Here is a 23,340-nt window from a genome sequence, read left to right as displayed (position 1 = left end):
ATGCCAAGTGTAGCTATCGTTGGCGCGGGGCTGATCGGCCGATCTTGGGCGATGGTCTTTGCGCGGGCCGGTTGGGATGTGCGCATCACGGATCCTCATGCCGAGGCGCTTGAGAACATGCCCCGCCTGATCCGCGAAGGTCTCGATGAACTCGCCACGCATAACCTTGTCACCGATCCCACAGATGCGGCAGGGCGCATCGTTGCAGTGCCATCGCTCGAGGATGCTGTTCAGGGCGTGGCCCTTGTGCAGGAGAACGGCCCCGAAAACGTTGAGATCAAGCAGGCTATTTTCGCCGAGCTCGACCGGATTGCGCCGGCGGACGCCCTCCTGGCGTCATCGACCTCCGCCATCGTCGCATCCCAGTTCACCGAAGGACTGGCAGGTCGGGGCCGCTGCCTCGTGGCGCATCCGGTCAACCCTCCTCACCTCGTCCCCATCGTCGAGCTCTGTGGCGCTCCCTGGACGTCTCAAGAGGCGATCACCCGCGCCCGCGAGATTTATCAGAGCGTGGAGCAGGTCCCTATCATCGTTAATCACGAGGTTGAAGGTTTCGTTCTCAATCGCTTGCAGGGTGCATTGCTGGCGGAGGCGTTCAGGCTTGTCGGCGAAGGCGTGGTGAGTCCGCAGGACCTCGATAAGACCTTGAAGGACGGGCTCGGCCTGCGCTGGTCCTTCCTCGGTCCTTTCGAGACCATCGAACTCAACGCGCCGGGCGGCATCGCCGATTACTGCAAGCGCTATACGGGCTTCTACCGTCGCCTCTCCGAGGATCCCGCCAAACCCCAGGTCTGGGGCAGCGAGAACGTGGCGCGCATCCTCGAAGCCTGGGGTAAAGCGCCAGGACCCGATGCGCTCGCGAGGCGTACCGCATGGCGGGACAAGCGTCTGGCCGCTTTGAAGGCTCACAAGCGATCGCAACTAAACATGTGATCCCCTCAAAAAGGAAAAACATATGGCACGCAAAGTCATCATTACATGCGCCGTCACGGGTGCGATTCATACGCCCTCCATGTCCCCTCATCTGCCCATCACGCCGGACGAGATCGCACAAGCTGCAATCGGCGCGGCGGAAGCGGGCGCCGCAATCGTGCACCTCCACGCGCGCGATCCGAGCAACGGCAGGCCGGATCAGTCGCCAGAGGCTTTCGCTCCCTTCCTGCAGGTCGTGAAGCAGCGCAGCAACTGCGTCATCAACATCACTACGGGTGGCGCGCCGACCATGCTCGTGGAGGAGCGTGTTCGGCCTGCGGCTCACTACAAGCCGGAGGTAGCCTCCCTCAACATGGGCTCGATGAACTTCGGACTCTATCCGATGCTCAATCGGTTCAAGGAGTTCAAGCATGATTGGGAGCAGCCCTATCTTGAGGGCTCGCGCGACAGGATCTTCCGCAATACCTTCGCCGATATCGAGTACATCCTGACGACCTGTGCTGAGAACGGCACACGCTTCGAAATCGAGTGCTACGACATAGGCCATCTCTACACCCTCGCCCATTTCGTCGAGCGCGGCCTTATCAAGCCCCCCCTCTTCGTCCAGAGCGTTTTCGGCCTGCTCGGCGGCATCGGTCCACATCCGGAGGATGTTGCGCACATGAAGCGCACGGCCGACCGGCTGTTCGGAAGCGACTATCAATGGTCGGTGCTCGGCGCAGGCAAAAACCAGCTCACTGTCGCAGCCCAGGCGGCGGCCATGGGCGGCAACGTCCGTGTCGGATTGGAAGATTCGCTCTGGATCGGGCCGAGCAGGCTTGCGGAATCCAATGCGCAGCAGGTGAGAATGGCGCGCCAGATCATTGAGGGATTGGGCTTGGAAATTGCCACTCCTGACGATGCGCGCGAGATGCTGTCCCTGAAGGGCGGCGACCGGGTCAATTTCTAGCGGGAATGAAGCCCGGAGGCTCCGCCGTCGGGAGCAGAGCCCGAGCGGGCCCCGCACCCGGTTAGCCATGCTGTGCAAAGTGGCGTCGCAACCTGTTCTTGGCACAGCTTGGAACGCAATAGCCCAGAAGATCAGCTCATCGTCTTAGTTCTCTATTGTGTCCCTGGTGGCGGAACGTAGGGGAAGTCGTCCGGCGATGGACCTTTATGATCAGCCGGGCTTCCATCCTCCGGGACGGGATCGAGATCGGGAAGTTCCGGTAATGGGAATTTGGTATCGGGCTCCTCGCGGGAAGGGATCTCGGGCTTCGATGTGCCGGACATTGGCTGCTCCATCAGGTGACTGTCCTTTGGCAAGACGTCACACGAGCTGTGGTTCCCTCACATTTGGGCATTCAGGATGAACAGCGGCCTTTCTTGAAGGATACTCGCGCATGAGAGACTGACGATGGATCCTCCGGCGCGGTCCCTCTTGTCGCTTCCGCTCCCGTCAGGCACGGGCCAACTGCTTCACGGATACCGCTCTGCGATAGGCCAAGTGGCTCAGGGCACGGCTTGCCTGCCATGTCTGCCCTTCCAGCGGAGCGAACCATCCGCTCTTGATCGCCGCCCGGAGAAAGGCGTCGTTCTTCGGGCCGCTGTAGCGCCAGTGCCAAGGCTTGCGCTTCCAGGTGTAGTGCAGAATGGCGGGATCGCTTGCCGCTTGAAGATACCTCTCGCGGTCCCGCTCGTTCACGCCTTTCGGATGGTGCAGGGTCGCGATCTGGACATTGTAGCTTAGATCGAGCTGCCCCCATTCGCCAGCCAGAACTGCGTTCAGAGGGTCCTGATCGGCCCAGACGATCAGGTCCTTGTGCGCCTGAAGGAAATCGAGCGTCCGCTCGACGATCCGCTGTTCCCGCCAGCGGTGCAGATCCATCAGCATCACTCCGGAATTGAAGTACGGCTTGTCCGCAGGAGCCCCCACGAGGTGCATCAATTGGGGAATGGCGACGCCCAGCGTCGCGTGTCCCCAACCCTCGACGGCCATGACCGAATGCCCTCTCATATCGACGGACCATAGGGGTGCAAGATCCCGGCAGACGACGGTATCGGCATCGAGGTAGAGAGCGCGCCCGATCCGATCCGGTAAAACGCTCGGAACCAGCAGTCGGAGATATGTTGCCCGACTATGCCAGAGTTTCTCCGGGAAGGTTCGGGCATCGGGGATGTCGGGCGCCAGCCACCTGACTGCAACCCGCGGGTGGGCCCGCTGGAGGACGGCAAGGCTATGCGCACGGTCCTGGTCGCAAATGCCATCGGCGAGGATATAGACGATGACCGGGTCACCAGGATCGAGATTGCACAGAGCCGAGTGAAGGGCCACTGTCATAGGCATGACAAACCGGCCATCTGCGGCGCTGACGAGAACGACGGGTCGCTCCGTATTAAACAAGATCTGCTCAGGAAGGCTCTCATTGGTCAGAGCATACATCTTTATCAGTCCCCCTGCTGGCATGGTCTACTTGCGAATGAGATACGTATCCGGTGGGTCGTGAAGCCGGAACATGGCATGAGCGGCTTGCTCCTTCAGGCGTCGGCTGTCTTCGCAAGGGATGCACTCCGGCGCCTCTTCGTGACTGCGACGATGAAGAACCCGGCGGAGACCGCTGCGATCAGGATCTCGCTTGTGACAAATCCTGTAGCAACGGCATCCTGCGCGTCCATCCAGCGTGAAAGCAGATAGGAGATAGTAAGGAATGCCGGCAGTCCGGCGACGATCAGCGCCGTCCAGGCCCTCTCGAAGCCGTAATTGAACATGTAGAGATCCGCCATACAGATCTTGATGTTGACGATGAACGGAACGACGCACAGAATCTGAAGAATTCTGATTGCACCGGCAAATTCGGGCCCGAAGAGTAGAATCACGATGTAAGGCCCGACCACGTACAGGAAGAGGCTGAGGAACAGGCCTGCGACAAGCGTCCAGAGAGATCGTCCGATCAGTGCGATGCCCTTGTCGGGGTCATGAGCCGCCAGATAGGCCACGCGGGGCATGAAGAGATCCGCCATGATCCGGAAGGCCGGGCGTGCAACGCCTACAAGCTTTTCCGCGGCGGAATAGTGACCTGCTGCGGCGAAGCCGCCAAAATGCTGGACAAGAGGGATGGGCAGGAGAACGGTGGCCGTCATTGCGGCGAGCGAAGCGAAACTATGCCATCCCTTTTGGAGCTGCAGGATGATGGCTCGGAGCCTCAATGCCCTGAAGCCGTCCACTCCAATTGCAAGGATGGCGGGAAGGCAGATGAGCGCTGTGACCAGTGGAATCGAGACCTGGATCGCGGCTCCGACATAGGCCTGGGACGGGGAGCGGACGAGCAGGAGAAAGGCAACGAGCGCAAGGATCCTCGCGAAGACGACGGCCCAAGCCGCTCGCCAAGGCCGCTCCAAAGCAACCAATAGCCAGACAGGAGAGACGACCCCACCGAGCGTCGCCAATAGCAGACAGTAGAATATCGGCAGGCTTATCGCGAGGCTGATACTGGTTGCAGCCAGCCCGACAAGCGAAACCCCGAGGAACAGGATGAGTTTCGCCGCCGTGACCTCCGCCATGATCTTGCGAATGGCAATGGGATCGTGGCGGGCGGCCGCCGCAGCACGTCGCGCCGTGAAATGGAAGCCGTAATCCACAATCATGCTTCCGATCTGGGTGATGGCGAGCGCGTAGGCGTATTGGCCGAATGCAATCGGGCCCAGGATTTGCCCTGCATAGGGAAGGATCAGAAGCGGCTGCAGCACATCGGCAGCATGCATGACGGTTAACCCAGCGGCCTGCCTGCGCAACGTCATCGCTCAGCCCGTAGCAGCCGTTACTGAAAGGAGGATACTCGCCAGGACAGCTGCGCAGCCGGAGCGTTTGAAATCAGCAGCAGAAATTCTTTGGAGGTTCCGAACCATTCAGCATCTTTTTCGATTGGATGTTCAATTCTCGTGAGAAGGCGATTACGTGCAGCAGAAGCAGCTCCGATGCCTCGCTACTCTCCTTCGGCACGGCTAGATCCGTGTGCCCGAACGCCTCATCATGAATATCGCTCCCTACCCCGTTCAACTTTGACTTGGTTTCGCAGCATCTTGCGCACCATTCATTCGATCAGGTTGGGAAATCGAAATCCGGATACGAGAAGGCTTTCTCAGCTTCTCAGCACCTGGCCGACACGACAAGGCGCATCCCGTATTACCTCCAAATGGATGCGAGCGGTGGTCTGTCCAGAGCTATGGAATCAAGCATCGGCCCGAAACGTCCCATGGAGGTGGCCGACCGTGCCGGTTCATCTCTCCTGCTAATCCAAGAGGTGGAGGGGACTACCTCCTGAAAGCACGATCCCGACTGCACGTATTCATTTAAGGTTACAACCGACGGGCGTACTCGAACTCCTATCCAATTGGATCGAAGGAACTAGACGGAATGTCATCTTCCGCCACAACCTTGGCCGGGCAGAAGCGACTGGCCGAACTGTTCGGCAAGACGAGGCTCATAGGCGCAGTGACCCTACTGACGGCTCTCGTTCCGATCATCGCGACGAGCGGCGTCTTTTTTGTCGACATCCCCAATCATCTCTTCCGAATCTCGCTTGTGAGTAGAATATTTCATCAGGGCTGGGAGCCCCAATTCTTTCAGCTCAGAGAGGCGCTTTACCCAAACATGGCGATGGATGTCGCCACCGGGCTTCTGACGACAATCATTTCGCCAAGCGCTGCGCTGCTGACATTCCTGTGCGGCACAGTGGTTCTCTATTTTGCTTCGACTGTGTACTGGCGCCGGTCGTTGGGACAGAAGACAGATGCCCCCATCTATATCTTCATTCTTCTGATCTTGTATTCGGAGCCGCTCTACTGGGGGCTCATCAATTATCTCTTCGGGCTCGCTCTGATGCATTTCGGCATGGCGTCGCTCATGAGACAGGAGAGTCATCCGTCGCGCCTTTTTCCTACGACGCAGGCCCTTCTGCTTACTGTCCTCTGCCTGTCTAGTATCTTCCCGGTCCTGCTCTACATCGCGTTCTGCGCCGGGATGGCCCTGGAATCCCTGCGGAGTGCCAGTGGCAGTGAACGCATTACGGTTCTGGCGCGGCTTATCCGGCAGCATCTCCCATCCGCGGTCGTGGTCATTGCCCTCGTCGGCATCATGGATCCCGGGCAGGCCGGGGCTACAGAGTGGAACTTCTGGAGGAAGTTCACCGGGCTCTTCTCCACGGCCAAGACAACGCCTGTCTTGCCCGAGTACTTGCTCTCGATCGTTGTTCTCTGCTGCCTTATCTGGCTGGTCCGGCAGAGAGGACTGATCGCCAGCCGCCCGGCCCGCGCCGGACTTCTGGCATGCTGTCTCCTCTACCTCGTTCTGCCGGATCAGCTCCAGAGCGTGCATCTCGTCGACCGGCGGCTTGTTCCTGCCATCGCGGGTTTCGTGCTTGTCTTGATCCGTGATGCAAAGCCTGGTGCCACATGCTCCCCGGTACCGTTGATCCGATGCTTGTCCCTGGTCATTGGGATCAAGACCGTCGTCCTGGTTCAGGTTTGGTCGCCCCTTGCCGAAATCCAGGCATCCTACCGCACGATTGCAGCAGCAATTCCTTCAGGCGCATCCGTGATCTTCGTGCCCCCGCTGGACAAAGAACAGGAAGGAGCGATCGTCCGCACTCAATCCTACCTGAAGCACCTGCTTCACCTTGAGCCGACCTCACCCGCGACGGCTCATCTGAACGTCCACTATTTTCATCTTTATCTGGCTGAACTGTCCGGAAAGGATATCAACTCACCGCAGGTCTTCACCAATCTTGCGGTCAAGATAAGAACCGAGAGTTTTGCGCTCCCGGATCTGGTCATGGCGCGGGACCTTGAAGACCTGAGCAGTCGTTTGCAGCTTTCGCACCTTGGCCCGGAGACCTACGCGATCTCGCACGTCGCTCTCGAGAACTTTCTTCCGTCACGAGTTTCCGCCGACGTGCTTGTGAGATCGGGGACAGTGACTCTCTATCTGGTTAGACCGGATGAGCCGGACTACATGAGCAACGCTGCGCCACCAACATCCCCATGATGGACAGGGATAGGATGTATCACGACGGCATAGCCAAATGATAAAGGGCCACGCCCGGACTCTTGTTGCGGTCCATGATCGTAGCCCTTGGCCCGTAGTGCCCCCACGGGAAGCCTAGCGCTATCTGATTTGGTCCGGTGCAATCAATCCCGATCCGGATGACAATACGGCGCAACGCGAAGGGACTTGGAAATTTCCACGAAGCTGTTACCTTTTTGCTACGGTCCATTTTGCCCCTACGGGCCGCCCTTAAGCGCCTTTCGAGGCGCTTTCTTTTTGATCGCATGCCTCTTCGATGCGATCAGGACTAGCATCCTTGCTGCAGATTTTTCTCCCTGCGCTCAGAGGCCGTCGCTCAGCTCGAGGGCGATCGGCTGGTGATCGGATGCCGTTGTTTCGACATCGACCTGCACGCCCGCGATGCGGCCAGCAAGATTGTCGGTGACGAAGATGTAGTCTCGGCAATGCGGACCCTGTGGCCATCGCTCGGCATCTGCAATGCCTGCCGTCGGGGCGTGCGGGATGTTGCCATGGTATGCCGTCCACGCATCGGCAAAGCCGGGGATACCCGGAGCGATCGGCTTGATGATCTCTGCATACAGGTCGTCGTGCGGCTCCAGGTTGAAATCTCCGCACAGGATTGTCCCGAGAGGCCTCGATCTCGTCCGGTAGGGGCCAGCCGAGTCCTCGGTGAAGGAGAGTTTGGACCGCCTCGTGCTCTCCTCGTGAATCCTGCGCAGCCGTTCGATTTGTGCGGACCGCTGCTCGACGGAGTGAAACTCGAGATGGGTCGTGACCACCCGTACGGGTCCGAATGAGGTCCTGACCACTGCCTCCAGAGCCTGGCGCTGCATGCTGCGGCATTCGGTGGCGGGCCAGGGCAGCATGTGGCTGGTGATCTGCAGCACCGGCAGGCGCGACAGGATCATGTTGCCGAAGATCTGAAGGTTACCCTCCGCATCGGTCATCTCCGTGGCAGGCCGGAAGATCGGCATGTATCCGGGCAGAAGGTCCGCCAGGATCGCCGGTTGATCCTCGCCGCCATCCTGGTCCGGAAATCCCCGGGAGATCTCCTGGAAGCAGAACACGTCCGCATCGGAGAGGGACTGCGCCGTCTCCACAATCCGCGCGAGGTCGACACGGCCGTCGCAGCCAAGGCCCCATTGGATGTTCCAGGTCACGAGCTTCATTGGCGAATCCTGCACACGAAAGTTCGAATGGATTGCTATTCTAAAGAGAGGAAGATCGACGGCAGGACCAGAACAGGCAACGCGGTTTCACCTATCGGTGACAACAAGCCGGTCCGGCTCGTCCGCTTCTTCCCTGGAAGCGCCTTATCCAGACATATTGTGAAGCTTAGAAGACAGCACAGCCCCGTTTGTGTTGATGGAACGCCAAGGCGCCAGGATTGGCGCTCCCGAGCTTGGCCTTCCGGCTGGAGCCCCATGGAACCGCCCTGTTCCCTGCGAGGTTTACGATTGAATTCCGGCTAGTCAGGCCGGGGCAAAGTGTAAGAGGTCCAGTCGAACCATGGCAGACAATCCGGCCGTCCGGCAATCCGGCGAGAGTCAATCCTCCTCCGCGATGGCGACGATGTGGGCGGTTGTCCTGGGCTGGACCCTCATCAGACTCATAACGGGGGGCGAGCATCGCGCTGCCCGGCCGACTCAGGGCTCCCGCGGGGATGCAGCCCAGCCTCGGACCGATTCTCACCGCAAGGTCGACAGGGGCTTCTCCGAGAAGCAGCATGCTCCACCGGAGGCCATGGGCGAGAAGGGGCGTGGTCGTCACGCCGATACGCCGACTGAGGTGCCGGCGCGCGGTTGGAAAGACATTTTATGGCGGGTTTACGAGGAGTTCGGCAACGACCGGATCATGTCGGTCGCAGCCGGCGTCACCTACTACGCACTGCTCGCCATCTTCCCCGCAGTCGCTGCTCTCGTGTCTATCTACGGCCTCTTCGCAGACCCGGCGACGATCCAAAATCACGTGGACGCCATGTCGGGCGTCCTGCCCGGCGGCGGCGTTCAGATCATCCAGGAACAGGTATCCCGCATCGCCTCTCAGGGAGGCGGCGCACTGAGCTTCGGGTTCATCTTCGGCCTCCTCATCTCGCTCTGGAGCGCCAATGCAGGCATGAAGGCCATCTTCGATGCCCTTAATATCGTCTATGACGAGGAGGAGAAACGCAGCTTCGTAAAGCTCAATCTCCAGTCCCTCACCTTCACGCTCGGCGCGATTGCCTTCATCCTGATCGCGGTCGGCGGGATTGTTGTTATGCCGGTCATCCTGAACTTCCTCGGTCTGGGCAGCCAGACCGAGTGGATCCTGCGGATTGCAAGGTGGCCGGCCCTGCTCCTGGTTATCGTGCTCGGCCTTGCACTCATCTACCGCTTCGGCCCCAGCCGCGATAAGCCCGAGTGGAAGTGGATCACGCCAGGGGGTTTAGTCGTCGCCGTGCTATGGCTTGCCGTTTCCATGCTCTTCTCCTGGTACGTATCGAATTTCGGGAGCTATAACGAGACCTACGGCTCCCTCGGTGCAGTAATCGGCTTCATGACGTGGATCTGGATCTCCAGCATCGTCGTGCTGCTGGGAGCGGAGATCAATGCCGAGCTGGAGCACCAGACATCGAAGGATACGACAGAAGGTCACGTCGAGCCTTTGGGCCAGCGTGGCGCCCGCATGGCTGATACTGTCGGCGTTGCAAAGACCTGACGGCGTTGTTCGGCAGCAATTACGAGCGGTAAGCTGACGCCTTATCCATGCCTGGCACATTGGCAAGTGTCGTCTTGGCACCGTCATTCGGAAGCTTCTTTATAACGCTGAGCGTTCCATCCGTCTCCAGGACGACCGCCTCGACCTCGGCAACATCATTGACTCCGCTCTCGCGCAAGACGGCAAGGATCTCCTCGCGCGTGACTCGCTCCGCGCGCATGGCTCCCTCCAGGATCCTGCCCTTGTAGACGAGCAATGCGGGCTGAGCCTTGACGAGACTTTGGAACCTGTCGGAGCGGACCGACGCCCAGGTGATGACGAGCTGCAGCAGAACGAGAAGCGCAAGTCCGAGAACTCCCTCGGCCAGCGAGACGGACTTGTTCAGGATGATGGTTGCCAGAGTCGAGCCGAGGGCGACCGTCACCACGAAGTCGAACGCATTGAACTTCGTGAGCGTGCGCTTGCCGGAGACCCGCAGAATGATGACAAGGCAGATATAGGCGAGCGCCCCGACCACCAGCACCCGACCGAGATCGGCCCATGAACTGAAGAACATATCCATCTATTCCGACTCCATGCCTGCGGAACGACGCCAGAATGGGCCCTTGCCCTGAACAGCCGTCTCTCCTCTCGATGTTTCTTTCCCGGAAACCCCGGTTCGCTCGATCCTCACCTCGTTCAGGTGGCGGGCCTTTGGCGGGTCCTCGCCAACGGGCCAGCCCTCGCGCTGCCGCTTGCGGTCGCCATCGGTCTCTTCAGTCTGGTCGTGGAACAGCACGACATGAGTGGGGAACGGCATGTCGATACCGTTTTCGGTCAGCGCCTTCTTGATCGCGCTGATCACCCGGCCCTGCGCCTCCACGATGTCGATCCGGCGAGGCTGCGTCCACCATCGCACCTTGATGTTGACCGTGGAGCCCTCAAGAGCCCAGGGAATCGCCTCCGGCGCCGGGTCCGGTTCAATGCCGGGCAGATCCTGAAGCGCACCGAGAATGACCTTGCAGGCGCGTTCAAGGTCGTCCCCGTACCCGATTCCGACATCGTACTCGGAACGGCGTTTCGGAAAGGCCGTCCTGACCACGACTGCCCGGGTGTAAATATCCGAATTCGGTATCACCACCAGCTGGCCGTCATAGGTCCGCATCAGGGTCGCGCGGGCATCGATCCGCTCGACGGTGCCCTCGAACTCGCCCGACTTGATCTGATCGCTCACGCGGAACGGCTGCCGGTAAAGGATCAGGAGACCCGAAAGCCAGTTCTGCAGGATGTCCTTGAAGGCAAAGCCGATCGCGACCGAGCCGATTCCGAGAGTGGCTAGTATGTCGGCAGGCTGCACGGACGGGAACACGATGGTGGCGACCACAAGCAGACCGAAGACGACCATGAGCCACTTGGCGAACCCCCCGAGCAGGTGCCCTAGATCGTCGCGGCCCCGCCGACGAAAAACACTGGCGACGGTCCGCTTCGCAGCCCAGGCCCCGATGAGGAACAGCAGGAACACGATGAGAGCTATGCCCAGATTGGGCAGGATCCAGAAGAAGCCTTCGATGTAGCCTTCGATCCTGCGCAGGGTCGGCTCGACAGCGTTATTCATCCTCTGATCCCGTATCCCTGCATTCTTCCCGCTCCAGCCGGTCCTGGGGTAACGGAAAGACGCCTTTCCAGTTCATTGCCGGAAGGCTGCGGCTCAGGACTTCATTCGGCGACAGGTATTGTTCAGCTGTCGCTCTGCCTTGCCTCTTCGGAGCGCACCTGTTGCTCGCCCCGGATCTCCTGGCGCAAGGCGGCAATCTCCCGACGCAAGGCGGCAATGTCGCCAGTGCCGACCACCTCGCCCTGCTCTGAGGCCGCATCGCGGCCGACGAAGAAGGAGGCAAAGCTCGCCGTAATGTAGCCGAAGACCGCAAAGCCGTAGAGTGCGAGGAGAAAGCAGAGGATACGCCCCTCCACTGTCCTGGGCCAGAATTCGGATCCCATGGTGGCCAGCACCATTCCGGTCCACCACAGGGCATCCAGATAGCTCTCAAAGCCGCCTTCGACCTGTGACGCAGGCTCGAAGGCCAGCATGCCGCCGGCTCCGAGAAATGCGACGAGGCAGGTGAGACCGATAACATAGCCGAGCCCGCGCCGTCGGAGGCTTGCGCGAAGGGCATTCATGCCCCGGTTTGCGGTTCCGACGATCCGCACAAGGCGCAAGCCTCTGGCCGCGCGGGCCACCCGCAGAACGCGAAACGCCCGAAAGAGCCTGAAGGCCGGAACAGCCAGGGCGATGACTGTTAGCCAGTTCTGCCGCAGGAAGTGAAACTTCTCGGGCGCGAGCGCAAAGCGCACGGCGAATTCGACGAGGAAAGCAATCCAGATGGCAAAGCCGAAGGTCTCGAGCGCCTGGGACGATCCCCAGGCCAGCTCGACGACCACCAGCAGGAGCCAGAGGAAGCTGAGCAGCAGCATCGGCGTGCGCAGCCAATCGTCCAGATCCTCCAGGACGCTCCAGCGCTCGTCGCTCTCAACCTGCGAAGTCGGATTGTTCGGCGGGTTCGGCATCAAGGAGCCTCCGGTCTGTTCGCCGGAGACAACAGCAAGCCCTCCGAACGGATCCGGAAGGCCGTTTGCAGGCTCGTTCAGCGTCTGCTGCTCAAGGCGGAACGGATACCGTCCCGGACCGTGATCTGCAGATCAGACTGGTCCTGCAGACAGGACGTTCTCGAGGGTCAAAGCCCGAGCCGCCTTGGTGTCGTTGGCCCGCTCGTCCGAGAACCAAGCGATCGTGGCCTTGAGGCCGGCATCGAGCGGCGTGCGCGGATTCCAGCCAAGCAGCTGCTTGGCCCGGGTGATGTCGGGACGCCTCCGGCGGGGATCGTCGACCGGCAGAGGACGCCGGACGACACGGGAAGAGGACCCTGTCATGGCGAGAACCCGGCTGGCGAGGTCTCCCACGGTGAGCTCCACCGGATTGCCAAGGTTGACGGCTCCTGGGAAGGGACCCTCGTAGGCCATGAGACGCTGGAAGCCGTCGATCAGATCCGACACGTAGCAGAAGGAGCGGGTCTGGCTGCCGTCGCCGTAGATGGTGATGTCGTCTCCTGCCAAGGCCTGGCAGATCACATTGGAGACGACGCGGCCATCGTCCGCGCGCATGCGCGGCCCGTAGGTGTTGAATATGCGCGCGATGCGCACGTCGGCGCGCCCCGAGCGCTCGAAGTCGAAAGTCAGCGTTTCCGCCGCTCTCTTGCCTTCATCGTAGCAGGCGCGCGGACCGGTCGGATTAACATTGCCCCAGTAGCTCTCGGTTTGTGGATGAACTTCCGGATCGCCATAGATTTCACTGGTCGAAGCCAGGAAGAAGCGTGCACCCGTCGCCTCGGTGAGGGTGAGCAGGTTGTGCGTTCCGACGACGCTGGTGAGCATCGTATGCTCGGGATCGGCCTGATAATGCGGCGGAGAAGCCGCGCAGGCGAGATTGTAGACCTCGTCGATCTTCAGACGCTTCGAGCGCAAGCGCGCCGGCAGAGGCTTGATGATGTCGGCGTCGATCAGATCGAACCGAGGCTCTCGTTCCAGATGACGGAGGTTCTGCCTGCGCCCTGTCAGGAGATTGTCGACGGCGATGACGTGAGCGCCTTCGCTGAGAAGAGCATCACACAAATGGGACCCGAGAAATCCGGCGCCGCCTGCAACAAGGACATGCTTGCTCTTGCCATTCTTCATGAAGACGATCTCCTTAGCGGATCACCGACAGCGGCTACTGGTTACAACTTTCTCTCGTCCAACGTCTAAGCTTGGCATTGGTTCAACGTCGGCTTAGAATCTATTCATAGTCTCATGCACTCGCCATGGCATGCGCACGGTCCCTGCGCTGCCGGCCCTGGGCCTCAGTGAGATCGCGCTCCAGGGTCATTGCGCGGTGAGCGGCAGTGTGCTCGCCCAGAATTCGCTTTCTGCCCGCCTGTCCCAGAGCCTTGCGGCGATCCTCCGGCCACTGATCGATCACCGCGAGCACATCGTCAGCATCCTGGGCGAGAATGATCTCGCAGTCAGGGGTCAGGATGGTCTCGATCCCGCTCCAGATGTCAGAGATGATCGGCGTTCCGCAGGCTCCGGCCTCGAAGAGACGTACGCTGGGGCTGAAGCCGGCCTGAACCATGTCGGCGCGCGTCACGTTGAGCGTAAAGCGACTCTCCGCATAGAAGGTCGGGTGAGCGCTCGGCGGCACGTGATCGATGCGCTCCACATTGGCAGGCCACTCGATGCCGGCTGGATATTGAGGGCCCGCCACGACGAAGCGGAGATGCGGCGCGCGCCTTGCAGACTCGATCAGGAGTCGCTCCAATACCGGCTGCCGATCGGGAGAGTAGGTGCCGAGATAGCTGAGGTCCCACCGCTTCTCACCATCGAGCACGGGATAGGCCTCTGGATCGACGGAGCAATAGAGGGCCCGTGCCGAGGGCGAGCCGTAGCGCTCCATCAGAAGCTCAAGGGTGGGGCCGCCGGTAAATGAGAAGTAGATATCGTAATCGGGAATGAGGCCGGGGGAGAGATACTCGTAGTCGCCTCTCTCGAGCTTTGCGAGCGTCACCGGTGTGTCGATGTCGTAGAATGCGACTACACCCCTGGCGTTGCGCTGAACCCAGCGGCCCACGGCGACGCCGTCAGGCACATAGGACCCTAGGATCACGGCATCCGCGCAGGCAATCGTGTCCCGGTACCGTTTCAGATCCTCCACACTCGAATAGAATTCGAGGCGGCAGAACTCCGGGTCGGTCATGTCCCGATGAGCGGCGTACCAGGGCACGTCACGCTCAAGGAAGACGATCTCATGCCCGCGCGCAGCAAACGCCTTCAGCAGAGCCCGGAAGGTGGTTGCATGGCCATTGCCCCAGGATGAGGACAGGCTGAGACCGAGGACGACGACGCGCATGGAACTCACGCGACGCTCCTTTCGCGCTTCAGGGACGCTTCCTTCCGCAGGATCGCATCGACTTCCGCGCCGCGCCTTTCGTAGGTGTGCTCGGCCATGATCCGCGCCCGCGCTGCATCGCCGATGGCTTTGGCGCGCTCGGGCGTCAACGCCTCCACATGGTCCGCGACGTCCTTGCCGTCACGCGCGACCAGAACCTCCTCGCCTTCCCTGAGGAAGAGTTCGAGGCCGATCCAGGCGTCGGTGATGAGGCATGCGCCTGCACCCGCAGCCTCGAACACACGCGTCGCCGGCGAGAATCCGGTGGTGGCCATGGAATCGCGGGCAATGTTGAGTACGGCGAGCGGGCTGGTATTGAAGGCGTTGTGATCGCGCGTATAGACGTGGCCGATATGGCGCACGTTCGACGGCATGCCCTTGGTCTCCCAGCCGTTTCCGCCGATGAGGAAGCTCCGGTCTGGCAGGCGTGCGGCAGGCTCCAGGAAGAACTGCTCCACGCGGGCTTCGCGATCCGGCAGACGGTTGCCCAGGAAGGACAGGTCCGCCCTGAAGCGCTCGTCAGCCGGCACCGGGTGATGGGTCGAAGGATCGAGGGCATTGTAGATTGGGATGCAGCGGCGTGCGCCGAATCTCTCATAGGCCTCGATGACCGGCGGGCCGCCGCCATAGGTCAGCACGAGATCGAGGGCCGGCATCGTGCGGTGAAGGGGATGATCCGGGCTCTCGCGCAGTTCGGCGAGGGTCGCAGGCGCATCCACATCCCAGAAGATGCGGATCGCGTCGGGACGGGAAGAGGCGACCACGCCTTCCAGCAATTCCTTGTCGAAGACGCCGACACCCGAGGCTTTCACCACCACGTCGGCCTTCGCAGCCTCGGCGACCACGCTGCGCATGGCGGCCTCCGTCGCCGGGTAGACCTTCACTTCCGCCCATTCCGGCGGCTCGATGTCCCGATGCTGCTGGCGGTCGAAGGCATCGGGCTCATAGAAGGTGATGTCATAGCCGCGGCGCGCGAGATCGCTGAGCATGCCCCGGTAATAGGTGGCGGCGCCGTTCCAGTAGGACGACAGAAGACTGGAACCGTAGAACGCGATCTTCATGCAGATATCTCCAGTGGCGCGTCAGCGCGATACGTATCGAGAATGGCGAGGAGCTGATCGACCCGGTGGGCGCAGGAATGGCGGCTGCGGATGGCGGCAAGGCCGCTCTCGACGAGTGAACGTCGCAGATCCGGATCCTGGCGGATAGCCGTGAGATGACGCTCCATCTCACTCTCGTCCTTGGCGACCAGATAGTCGGTTCCGGGGCTGAACAAGCCCTCCGAGTCGTGCCAGGGTGCCGAGACGAGGGGAATGCCGCAAGCCAAGGCCTCGAAGACGCGGATCGTCGGGATGCCTGGCAGCATGTCCACATAGAACCGGCGCGGCACGTGCACGGTTGCAAGATGCCGCGCAAAGACTTCCGGCGCGCGGGCGTTAGGGAGCCAGCCACGATAGGTCACCCCATAGCGGGAGAGCATGTCGAGCGCATGATCCGGATACCGGACGCCATAGATTTCCAGCGGCAGTCCGACCGTCCGTGCAGGGCGGAAGAGGAAGCTTTCGAGTTCCGCATTGCGCTCGCCGTCGCCCCAGTTGCCGATCCAGACGAGTCCTTTACGCTCTATCTCCTCGGCAGGCGGATGGAAGAGCCTCGTATCGGCAGCCTCGTGCCAGACATGGACACGGCTGCTCCAGCCCCAGCGGCGATAGACCTCGGCCAGGGTCTCGCCGAAGGCAAGAACGCCGTCATAGCCGTCGAGGTCGAACTGGCGGATGGCATTGGGATCGCTGACCGCACGGTGATGGGTGTCGTGGAAGAGGAGCGTGAAATTCGCGCCCCTCCTGCGCATCTTGCCGATGGCGGCAACGAGCCATGGTTCGTTCCATTCGTGCACGATGACCACATCGGAGTCGCCCAGGGCTTCGTCGAGATTGATCTGCGGATCGAAGAAACGGGAGCTGAGCTCCGGATAGAGGCTTTGATAGGCTTTGAGCCCTGCCTTGCCGTGATCGCCCAGAAGGTTCCCCAGGCTCCAGGAGCCCGCCGGCTCATAGGCGACAACCTCATGGCCGCGACGGATGAGGTCGCGCAGCACGCCGCGAAGGAAATGGGCGTTGCCGTGGTTCCAGCAGGAGGCAAGGGAATGGGTGAAATAGACGAACTTCATGCAGCCGCCCCCTCCAACGGGGATCTGTCCGTTCTCGATGGAAGCAGAGCGCGATAGGCGGAGAGCACCCCGGCGCTCATGGCCTCCACGCTGTATGTGCGGGCCCGCAAGGCCGCGGCCTCTCCCAGAGCGCGCCGCGCCTCGGACTCCTGCGCAAGGCGCTGGATCTCACCAGCCAGTGCCTGGTCATCATCAGGCTGCACGAAGACGGCGGCGTCCTCCCACAGCTCCCGCAAAGTGGGAATGTCGGACAAGATGAGAGCGCAGCCGGCCTGGGCCGCTTCGAGGACGGCGAGACCGAAGGGCTCATAGCGGGCGGTCGAGACGAAAACCGGCCCTTCGGCAAGATACCGGGCAACCTCCGCATCGCTCAAACGGCCGAGCGCCCTGACATGATGGGCCGCAGCGGACACACGATTGGGGCCCTGGAGAGGCCCGGCGGCGAGCACAGGAATTGCGATGCGCGAGGCTGCGCGGTCGAGACAGGCCAGGTTCTTGCCCTCGTCCCACAGGCGGCCGGCGGTGAAGGCGAACGGTTGGCTCGAAGCCCGTCGCTCGATCTGCGAAATACGACGGCCATTCCGAACGACGACCGGTATCTCCTTCAAATCATAGCTTTGAGCGGTCAGGCGCGCGAAGGCGGCGGTCGGAGCAAGCAGCCTGTCGGCCCTCTCATACCCCCGCCGCAGGAGATCCGTGCGCCAGACGAATTCATCCGGCAGAGGACCGCCGCGAACTGCCTGCCACCAAGTAGCGACACAGGAGTGGCAGACGGCAACGACGGGAACCTCGAATGCGGCGCTTGCCGCAAGGGCCGGATTATTGAGATGAACAATGTCCGGTGCGGGATCACGAGCGATGCGCGCAATGACGCGACCGGCTTCCTCGACCTCATGCGGAGCATCGGCCGTCCAGTCTAGCGGCAGGCTGGTCAAAAGCAGCTCGATACCGGCCTTCTGTGCGGTCTCCCGCTGGTCCTCGGACGGAGTGGGCCCGAGCACGGCGAGGATCGTCTCCACGCCCTGGAGGCGCAGTCCCTCCGCCAGATCAAGCGCATACTGCCAAACGCCGCCCACTGCATCGGCAGTCATGAGCACGCGGAGTTTTCGATTTCCGGTTACGGATGCCGACATGCGGCCTCCGAGACTTCGATGCATAGGTCCGCGGCGCTCATGACAGCGCCCCTACGGCCTGCAGACGGATGTCAGGCATCGCTGGCAGGGACACTCGCTCCTCCTGCAGCCAGCGCGCAAGATTCGCGATGCCTTTGCGCCAAGGTATGGGGGGCTTGAGCCCGAGTTCACCGGCCGCGAGCCGGGTATCGGAGACGTAATAGCGCTGATCTCCGGCACGCCAGTCGGAATAGATCGCCTCCACTGGGCGTCCGATCACATCTTCGATGTGAACGATGAGCTGCTTCAGGCTAATCGCGTTCGAAGGCCCGCCACCGAGATTGAAGGCGCGCCCCTTCGCGGAGCCGATATGCTTCCAGGCAGAGGCATAGGCTGAAACAGCATCGGAAATATCGAGAATATCGCGAACCTGACAGCCGTCTCCGTAGATCGTGATCGGCTCGCCTTCGAGCGCACGGATCAGGAAATGAGCGACCCAGCCCTGGTCTTCTGTTCCCATCTGCCGCTGGCCATAGATGCAGCTCATCCGCATCACGCAGGTCGGGATGTCAAACGAGCGGGCATAATCGAGGACGTACTGGTCGGCAGCGCCCTTCGAGCAGCCATAGGGCGTGTGGAAGTCGAGCGGGCGTGCCTCTCCAATGCCTTTATCGCGGATCGCCGGGTCCCGCGGGACATAGGCATCGTTCGTTTTATCGAGCTCCACATCCGCGAGGTCGCCATAGACCTTGTTCGTGGAGGCGAAGATCAAGGGTATAGGCTCGCTACGCCGGCGCAGCGCATCGAGGAGATTCAGGGTGCCGCGAATGTTGATCTCGAAATCTTCGCGCGGATCGGCGAGACTCGTCGTGACCGCAACCTGCGCGGCCATGTGGAAAACGGCCTGCGCCTCGCCGGCTGCATCCGCAACCGCCGTCTCGTCGCGGATATCGCCGATGACCGCCGAGACCTTGCCCGGATGCCGCTTTTTCAGCCACTCGAGATTCCGGTCGACGCCCGGGCGCGCCAGCGCGTCGTAGACCAAAACATCGTGGCCCTCGCTCGCAAAACGGTCGGCGAGATTGGAGCCGATGAAGCCGGCTCCACCGGTGATGAGGATGGGCTTGCGGCGGAGAACGGCGGGTGCGCTACTCTGGGGACGCGACTCTGTCATGCCACAAGGCCTCTTGCTTCGAGTTCCTTGCGGGCTTCCTGCACGAGGTCCTTCGCCTCCTGCTGGGCGACCCACTCGGCGAGCTCCGCAAGACCTTCCGAGAAGTCCTTCTTCGCCTTGTAGCCCAATTCCTGCTGGATCCTGGTGATGTCGGCGATGCAGTGGCGAATGTCGCCGATGCGCGCCTTGCCGGCGATCTCCGGCGCAATGGATTTGTTCATGGCCTGGGCCAGGAGCTCCGCCACTTCGGAAACCGTTCGGTCCTGGCCGCTGCCGACATTGTAGATGCCGCCCGCCGCTTTCTCATGCTCCAGCGCCAGAACGAAAGCCTGCGCCACGTCCTCCACATGCACGAAGTCGCGCCGCTGCTGACCATCCTCGAAGATCATCGGCGGCTGGCCGTTGTGGAGCCGCGAGGCGAAGATGGCGAGAACGCCGGTATAGGGATTGGACAGGGCCTGCCCCGGCCCGTACGCGTTCCAAAGCCGGAGCGCCACGCCCTCCATGCCGTAAGCCGGACAGAGGGTCAGGGTGAGCCGTTCCTGGACATACTTCGACAGGGCATAGACGGACGCCAACGCAGGCTTTTTCCATTCGGGCGTTGGCACGGGAACAAGCGGACGGCCCTTCGAATCCAGCGGATCCCAAGGGTCGCTCTCCTTCGTGCGCGGCGTGCGAATCACGTCCTCCATGATCCGCCCCTCCGCATCACGATAAAGGCCCTCTCCGTAGATGCTCATGGAGGAAGCCACGACGACGCGTTTCACCGGGTTGTCGATGAGCTGCTGGAAGAGGACAGCCGTGCCGTAATCGTTTACGGAGATATAACGGTCGACGGCATACATGCTCTGGCCGACGCCGACCTCGGCCGCAAGGTGGACAACCTTGGTGACCCCTTTCAGGGCCCGCAGGATCGCGGTCTCGTCGCGCACGTCACCAACGACGACCTCGACTTCGGGATCCAGTCCATCGGCCTGCGTCTTCTCCCCATGAACCTGCTCGATCAGGCTGTCGAGCACGCGAACACGATGCCCGCGTTCCAGACAGGCGCGCGCAACATAGCGGCCAATGAAGCCCGCGCCGCCGGTGATGAGGATCGTATCCGCCACGTGTTGCCTCCGGATCAGTTTTGCGGCTCAATGCCGAGGAAAGTGCCAGGACAGACCAAGTGAGATGGCGGGCACCATGAAGGCTGCCCCTCCAAGCTTGGCCTTACGCCATGCCAACGCGGCAGCTTCTTCTTTGTTCCTGCATCTCGGGTAGGTTGGGCGCCGGTCCCGGAAGACAAGAGTCTCAAAGGGAGGGGTCAGGAGCGGAACAACCGGAGCCATTCGGACGTTGACGGCCAAGCTTGGAGAATTGTTGCCGGGCCGGAAGGTGCTAGTTCGCCTTCCGGATTAGCCCTTGAGTGGCGAGGCTCCATGCGGCCGCACAAGGAGATCCGTTATGAGTTCGAGAAAGGTCCGCGTCGGAATCGTGGGCGTCGGCAATTGCGCCTCGTCCTTCGTACAGGGTCTCTCCTATTATAAGGACGCGAAAGGCAATGAGCCCATTCCCGGGCTGATGAATGTCGAACTCGGCGGCTACCACATCGGCGACGTCGAGATTTCTTCCGCTTTCGATGTGAACGCTTCGAAGGTCGGCCGGGACGTCTCCGAGGCCATTTTCGCCAGCCCCAACAACACGCAGCGTTTCGCCTCCGTGCCTGAGAGCGGCATCATCGTCCATCGCGGCAAGACCCTTGACGGCCTCGGCAAGTATCTGCGGGACGAGATCGAGGAATCCCAGGTAGACGAGGCAGAGGTCACCGAAATCCTGAAGCAGTCGCGGACGGACGTTCTCGTCTCCTACCTGCCCGTGGGCTCTCAGAAGGCGACCGAATGGTATGCGGAGCGGGCGCTCCAGGCAGGCTGCGCCTTCGTGAACTGCATCCCCGTGTTCATCGCCTCCAACCCCGAATGGCGCAAGCGCTTCGAGGAGCGGGGGCTGCCCATCGTCGGCGACGACATCAAGAGCCAGGTCGGCGCCACCATCGTCCACCGCATGCTCGCGAACCTCTTCCGCGAGCGCGGCGTGCGGCTCGACCGCACCTATCAGCTCAATTTCGGCGGCAATACCGATTTTCAGAACATGCTGGAGCGGGAGCGCTTGGAATCGAAGAAGATCTCCAAGACTCAGGCCGTATCGAGCCAGCTCGACATCCCCCTCCCCGCCAGCGACATCCATGTGGGCCCGAGCGATCATGTGCCGTGGCTCACAGACCGCAAATGGGCCTATATCCGCATGGAAGGCACAGCCTTCGGCGGCGTTCCGCTCAATGTGGAGCTGAAGCTGGAAGTGTGGGACTCGCCCAACTCCGCCGGTATCGTCATCGATGCCGTCCGATGCGCGAAGCTGGCCATGGACCGCAAGATCGGCGGCGCGCTTACAGGCCCGTCCAGCTATTTCATGAAGTCGCCGCCGCAGCAGTTCACCGACAACGAGGCTCGCGAGAGGACCATCCGTTTCGTCAACGGCGACGATGAATAAGACCGGGGAGGCACGCGCATGACAACCACGTTCCTTCTCGTGCGTCATGCGGCCCATGACCGGGTGGGGACGGTATTGTGCGGCAGGATGCCAGGAGTGACGCTGGGCGCCCTCGGGCGGTCTCAGGCGCAGCGCCTGGCCGAGAGGCTTGCCCGCGAGGACGTCGCCTGCATCCGAACCAGCCCGCTCGAGCGCGCCCGCGAGACGGCTGAGCCAATTGCCGAGCGCGTCGGGCTAACCCCTGAAGCCTGCGAAGCCATCATGGAGATCGAATTCGGCTCCTGGACCGGCAAAAACTTCGAAGCCCTTGCAGACGACCCCCGCTGGAGATCGTGGAACAACGCGCGCAGCGTCAGCCGGCCTCCCGGAGGCGAGACGATGCTGGAGGCGCAGATACGAATCGTCGGAGCGATAGAGGAACTTCGCGCCCTCCATCCGGGAAGGAGGATCGTCCTCGTCAGCCATGGGGACGTAATCAAGGCTGCCCTGCTCTATCATTTGGGACTCCCCATCGACGCTTGTTCGCGCATCGAGGTCGAGCCTGCCTCCATCAGCACCCTTGCCGTCGGCGAGTGGGGCTCCAAGGTTCTCCGCATGAACGAGGTGGTCGCCGCATGAAGATCGTCGTGTTCGGCCTCACCATCTCGTCGTCCTGGGGCAACGGCCATGCAACGCTCTGGCGGGGATTGTGCCGTGCCCTCGCCCGGCAGGGGCATAGGGTGGTCTTCTTCGAGAAGGATGTGCCCTACTACGCCATGAACCGCGATCTCTTCGAGCTTCCTGGAGGAGATCTCGTGCTCTATGACGAGTGGACCTCCGTGCAGTCCAGAGCAAAAGCTGAAATCGCCGATGCGAATGCCGCCATGGTGACATCCTATTGCCCGGATGGACTTGCAGCGACGGAGCTGCTGCTCGATGAAGCGCGCGGGCTGCGGATTTTCTACGATCTGGACACTCCCGTCACCCTCTCCCGCCTCCAGGCCAAAGAGGCCGTGCCCTATATCGGGCCACGGGGCCTCAAGGACTTCGACCTCGTCCTGAGCTACACCGGCGGCGGTGCATTGGACCGTCTGCAGACGGATCTCGGCGCGCAGCGGGTCGCGCCGCTCTACGGGCATGTGGATCCGGATGTGCATCGTCCGGTTCAGGCCCAGGAGCACTATGCCTCCGACCTGTCCTACCTCGGAACCTATGCGGAGGACCGGCAGGCGGCGCTGGAGCGTCTCTTCATCGAGCCTGCGACCTTGCGGCCTTCCCTCCGCTTCCTGATCGGCGGAGCTCAGTATCCGCAGGATTTTCCCTGGCAGCCCAACATCTACTTCGTCAAGCACCTGCCCCCTTCCGAGCATCCGGCATTCTTCTCGTCGTCGCGCCTCACGCTCAACATTACCCGGCAGGCCATGGCTGAAATGGGCTGGTGCCCGTCGGGGCGGCTCTTCGAGGCCTCGGCTTGCGGCGTGCCCCTTCTATCCGACGACTGGGAGGGATTGGACAGCTTCTTCGAGCCTGGAGAGGAGATCCTCATTGCCCGGACGACGGAGGAGGCGGTGGATGCTCTCGATCTCACCAGGGCCGAACTGCAGCGCATCGCGAAAGCGAGCCGGGAGAGAACGCTCGCAGAGCACACATCCGCGTGCAGGGCGAAGGAGCTTGAGATGCTGCTCGAGAGCGCTAGCTCCCCTGCATCTCCGGACGGCAGTTCCGCAGCCATGATGGAGGCCTGAC

20 protein-coding genes are annotated in these 23,340 nt (G+C 61.7%); 7 read left to right on the top strand and 13 right to left on the bottom strand.

Annotated features, from left to right (window positions below; translation table 11 throughout):
• Entirely contained in the window at positions 1-933 is a 933-nt protein-coding gene (locus LG661_RS02070) for a 3-hydroxyacyl-CoA dehydrogenase (RefSeq protein ID WP_230530201.1), read from the top strand.
• Between the two features lie 22 nt (positions 934-955).
• Positions 956-1,882 (top strand): BKACE family enzyme, encoded by a 927-nt coding sequence (locus LG661_RS02065; RefSeq protein ID WP_230530200.1) that lies wholly within the window; start codon positions 956-958, stop codon positions 1,880-1,882.
• A 489-nt stretch (positions 1,883-2,371) separates the two neighbouring features.
• Here LG661_RS02065 and LG661_RS02060 read toward each other — a convergent pair whose 3' ends face one another.
• Positions 2,372-3,355 carry a glycosyltransferase family 8 protein gene (locus LG661_RS02060; protein WP_268995423.1) on the bottom strand — a complete coding sequence of 328 codons (984 nt, stop codon included), beginning with the start codon at positions 3,353-3,355 and terminating at the stop codon, positions 2,372-2,374.
• Between the two features lie 95 nt (positions 3,356-3,450).
• Complete coding sequence (locus tag LG661_RS02055) at positions 3,451-4,710, bottom strand: oligosaccharide flippase family protein (protein ID WP_268995422.1); 1,260 nt, start codon at positions 4,708-4,710, stop codon at positions 3,451-3,453.
• 616 nt (positions 4,711-5,326) lie between these two features.
• Between LG661_RS02055 and LG661_RS02050 the strand changes: the two genes are divergently transcribed.
• Positions 5,327-6,955, top strand: a complete 1,629-nt coding sequence (locus tag LG661_RS02050; RefSeq protein WP_230530197.1) for a hypothetical protein — start codon at positions 5,327-5,329, stop codon at positions 6,953-6,955.
• Between the two features lie 341 nt (positions 6,956-7,296).
• Here the strand turns inward: LG661_RS02050 and LG661_RS02045 are convergent, their stop codons facing one another.
• Positions 7,297-8,145 (bottom strand): endonuclease/exonuclease/phosphatase family protein, encoded by an 849-nt coding sequence (locus LG661_RS02045; protein ID WP_230530196.1) that lies wholly within the window; start codon positions 8,143-8,145, stop codon positions 7,297-7,299.
• Positions 8,146-8,485: 340 nt separating this feature from the next.
• Between LG661_RS02045 and LG661_RS02040 the strand changes: the two genes are divergently transcribed.
• Positions 8,486-9,673 (top strand): YihY/virulence factor BrkB family protein, encoded by a 1,188-nt coding sequence (locus tag LG661_RS02040; RefSeq protein ID WP_230530195.1) that lies wholly within the window; start codon positions 8,486-8,488, stop codon positions 9,671-9,673.
• 19 nt (positions 9,674-9,692) lie between these two features.
• On the opposite strand, the gene LG661_RS02035 is transcribed toward LG661_RS02040, so the two are convergent.
• From LG661_RS02035 to LG661_RS01990, 10 genes are all read right to left on the bottom strand, one after another.
• Positions 9,693-10,229 (bottom strand): DUF421 domain-containing protein, encoded by a 537-nt coding sequence (locus LG661_RS02035; RefSeq protein WP_230530330.1) that lies wholly within the window; start codon positions 10,227-10,229, stop codon positions 9,693-9,695.
• 6 nt (positions 10,230-10,235) lie between these two features.
• Positions 10,236-11,267 carry a mechanosensitive ion channel family protein gene (locus LG661_RS02030; protein ID WP_230530194.1) on the bottom strand — a complete coding sequence of 344 codons (1,032 nt, stop codon included), beginning with the start codon at positions 11,265-11,267 and terminating at the stop codon, positions 10,236-10,238.
• A gap of 122 nt (positions 11,268-11,389) precedes the next feature.
• Positions 11,390-12,217, bottom strand: coding sequence for an ion transporter (locus LG661_RS02025; RefSeq protein WP_230530193.1), 828 nt, complete (start codon positions 12,215-12,217; stop codon positions 11,390-11,392).
• Between the two features lie 132 nt (positions 12,218-12,349).
• A complete protein-coding gene (locus tag LG661_RS02020; protein ID WP_230530192.1) occupies positions 12,350-13,381 on the bottom strand; it encodes a UDP-glucuronic acid decarboxylase family protein in 1,032 nt (343 codons plus the stop codon).
• A 112-nt stretch (positions 13,382-13,493) separates the two neighbouring features.
• Complete coding sequence (locus LG661_RS02015; RefSeq protein WP_230530329.1) at positions 13,494-14,591, bottom strand: CgeB family protein; 1,098 nt, start codon at positions 14,589-14,591, stop codon at positions 13,494-13,496.
• 5 nt (positions 14,592-14,596) lie between these two features.
• Positions 14,597-15,691 (bottom strand): CgeB family protein, encoded by a 1,095-nt coding sequence (locus LG661_RS02010; RefSeq protein ID WP_230530191.1) that lies wholly within the window; start codon positions 15,689-15,691, stop codon positions 14,597-14,599.
• Positions 15,688-16,800, bottom strand: coding sequence for a CgeB family protein (locus LG661_RS02005; RefSeq protein WP_230530190.1), 1,113 nt, complete (start codon positions 16,798-16,800; stop codon positions 15,688-15,690). Before LG661_RS02005 ends, LG661_RS02010 begins: the two co-directional genes overlap by 4 nt.
• Positions 16,797-17,933 (bottom strand): glycosyltransferase family 4 protein, encoded by a 1,137-nt coding sequence (locus LG661_RS02000; protein WP_230530189.1) that lies wholly within the window; start codon positions 17,931-17,933, stop codon positions 16,797-16,799. The genes LG661_RS02005 and LG661_RS02000 overlap by 4 nt, the downstream gene beginning before the upstream one ends.
• A 37-nt stretch (positions 17,934-17,970) precedes the next feature.
• On the bottom strand, positions 17,971-19,086 hold the full coding sequence (locus LG661_RS01995) for an SDR family NAD(P)-dependent oxidoreductase (protein WP_230530188.1): 1,116 nt from the start codon (positions 19,084-19,086) through the stop codon (positions 17,971-17,973).
• Positions 19,083-20,195 (bottom strand): NAD-dependent epimerase/dehydratase family protein, encoded by a 1,113-nt coding sequence (locus LG661_RS01990; protein ID WP_230530187.1) that lies wholly within the window; start codon positions 20,193-20,195, stop codon positions 19,083-19,085. The genes LG661_RS01995 and LG661_RS01990 overlap by 4 nt, the downstream gene beginning before the upstream one ends.
• Positions 20,196-20,532: 337 nt before the next feature.
• On the opposite strand from LG661_RS01990, the gene LG661_RS01985 reads away from it, so the two are divergent.
• Genes LG661_RS01985 through LG661_RS01975 form a run of 3 tightly spaced genes read left to right on the top strand, consistent with a single transcriptional unit; the run spans position 20,533 to position 23,339 of the window.
• Positions 20,533-21,615 carry an inositol-3-phosphate synthase gene (locus LG661_RS01985; protein ID WP_230530186.1) on the top strand — a complete coding sequence of 361 codons (1,083 nt, stop codon included), beginning with the start codon at positions 20,533-20,535 and terminating at the stop codon, positions 21,613-21,615.
• A gap of 18 nt (positions 21,616-21,633) precedes the next feature.
• Positions 21,634-22,233 (top strand): histidine phosphatase family protein, encoded by a 600-nt coding sequence (locus LG661_RS01980; RefSeq protein WP_230530185.1) that lies wholly within the window; start codon positions 21,634-21,636, stop codon positions 22,231-22,233.
• The gene (locus LG661_RS01975) at positions 22,230-23,339 is read left to right on the top strand and encodes a CgeB family protein (protein ID WP_230530184.1); all 1,110 of its coding nucleotides are present in this window, start codon (positions 22,230-22,232) and stop codon (positions 23,337-23,339) included. Before LG661_RS01980 ends, LG661_RS01975 begins: the two co-directional genes overlap by 4 nt.
• The last annotated feature ends 1 nt before the right edge of the window (position 23,340 follow it).

Origin of the sequence: Microvirga roseola (assembly GCF_020866965.1) — a bacterium.
Taxonomy (GTDB): Bacteria; Pseudomonadota; Alphaproteobacteria; order Rhizobiales; family Beijerinckiaceae; genus Microvirga; species Microvirga roseola.
This window is presented reverse-complemented; position numbering and strand designations above follow the sequence as displayed.

Excerpts from the sequence above, each read along its gene's own strand:
- LG661_RS02070 (WP_230530201.1), top strand. The coding sequence starts at position 1 with ATGCCAAGTGTAGCTATCGTTGGCGCGGGGCTGATCGGCCGATCTTGG.
- LG661_RS02050 (WP_230530197.1), top strand. The coding sequence starts at position 5,327 with ATGTCATCTTCCGCCACAACCTTGGCCGGGCAGAAGCGACTGGCCGAA.
- LG661_RS01980 (WP_230530185.1), top strand. The coding sequence starts at position 21,634 with ATGACAACCACGTTCCTTCTCGTGCGTCATGCGGCCCATGACCGGGTG.
- LG661_RS02005 (WP_230530190.1), bottom strand. The coding sequence starts at position 16,800 with ATGAAGTTCGTCTATTTCACCCATTCCCTTGCCTCCTGCTGGAACCAC.
- LG661_RS02020 (WP_230530192.1), bottom strand. The coding sequence starts at position 13,381 with ATGAAGAATGGCAAGAGCAAGCATGTCCTTGTTGCAGGCGGCGCCGGA.
- LG661_RS02060 (WP_268995423.1), bottom strand. The coding sequence starts at position 3,355 with ATGTATGCTCTGACCAATGAGAGCCTTCCTGAGCAGATCTTGTTTAAT.
- LG661_RS02010 (WP_230530191.1), bottom strand. The coding sequence starts at position 15,691 with ATGAAGATCGCGTTCTACGGTTCCAGTCTTCTGTCGTCCTACTGGAAC.
- LG661_RS01995 (WP_230530188.1), bottom strand. The coding sequence starts at position 19,086 with ATGACAGAGTCGCGTCCCCAGAGTAGCGCACCCGCCGTTCTCCGCCGC.
- LG661_RS01985 (WP_230530186.1), top strand. The coding sequence starts at position 20,533 with ATGAGTTCGAGAAAGGTCCGCGTCGGAATCGTGGGCGTCGGCAATTGC.
- LG661_RS02045 (WP_230530196.1), bottom strand. The coding sequence starts at position 8,145 with ATGAAGCTCGTGACCTGGAACATCCAATGGGGCCTTGGCTGCGACGGC.
- LG661_RS02055 (WP_268995422.1), bottom strand. The coding sequence starts at position 4,710 with ATGACGTTGCGCAGGCAGGCCGCTGGGTTAACCGTCATGCATGCTGCC.
- LG661_RS02065 (WP_230530200.1), top strand. The coding sequence starts at position 956 with ATGGCACGCAAAGTCATCATTACATGCGCCGTCACGGGTGCGATTCAT.
- LG661_RS02015 (WP_230530329.1), bottom strand. The coding sequence starts at position 14,591 with ATGCGCGTCGTCGTCCTCGGTCTCAGCCTGTCCTCATCCTGGGGCAAT.
- LG661_RS02035 (WP_230530330.1), bottom strand. The coding sequence starts at position 10,229 with ATGTTCTTCAGTTCATGGGCCGATCTCGGTCGGGTGCTGGTGGTCGGG.
- LG661_RS02040 (WP_230530195.1), top strand. The coding sequence starts at position 8,486 with ATGGCAGACAATCCGGCCGTCCGGCAATCCGGCGAGAGTCAATCCTCC.
- LG661_RS02025 (WP_230530193.1), bottom strand. The coding sequence starts at position 12,217 with ATGCCGAACCCGCCGAACAATCCGACTTCGCAGGTTGAGAGCGACGAG.
- LG661_RS02030 (WP_230530194.1), bottom strand. The coding sequence starts at position 11,267 with ATGAATAACGCTGTCGAGCCGACCCTGCGCAGGATCGAAGGCTACATC.
- LG661_RS02000 (WP_230530189.1), bottom strand. The coding sequence starts at position 17,933 with ATGTCGGCATCCGTAACCGGAAATCGAAAACTCCGCGTGCTCATGACT.
- LG661_RS01975 (WP_230530184.1), top strand. The coding sequence starts at position 22,230 with ATGAAGATCGTCGTGTTCGGCCTCACCATCTCGTCGTCCTGGGGCAAC.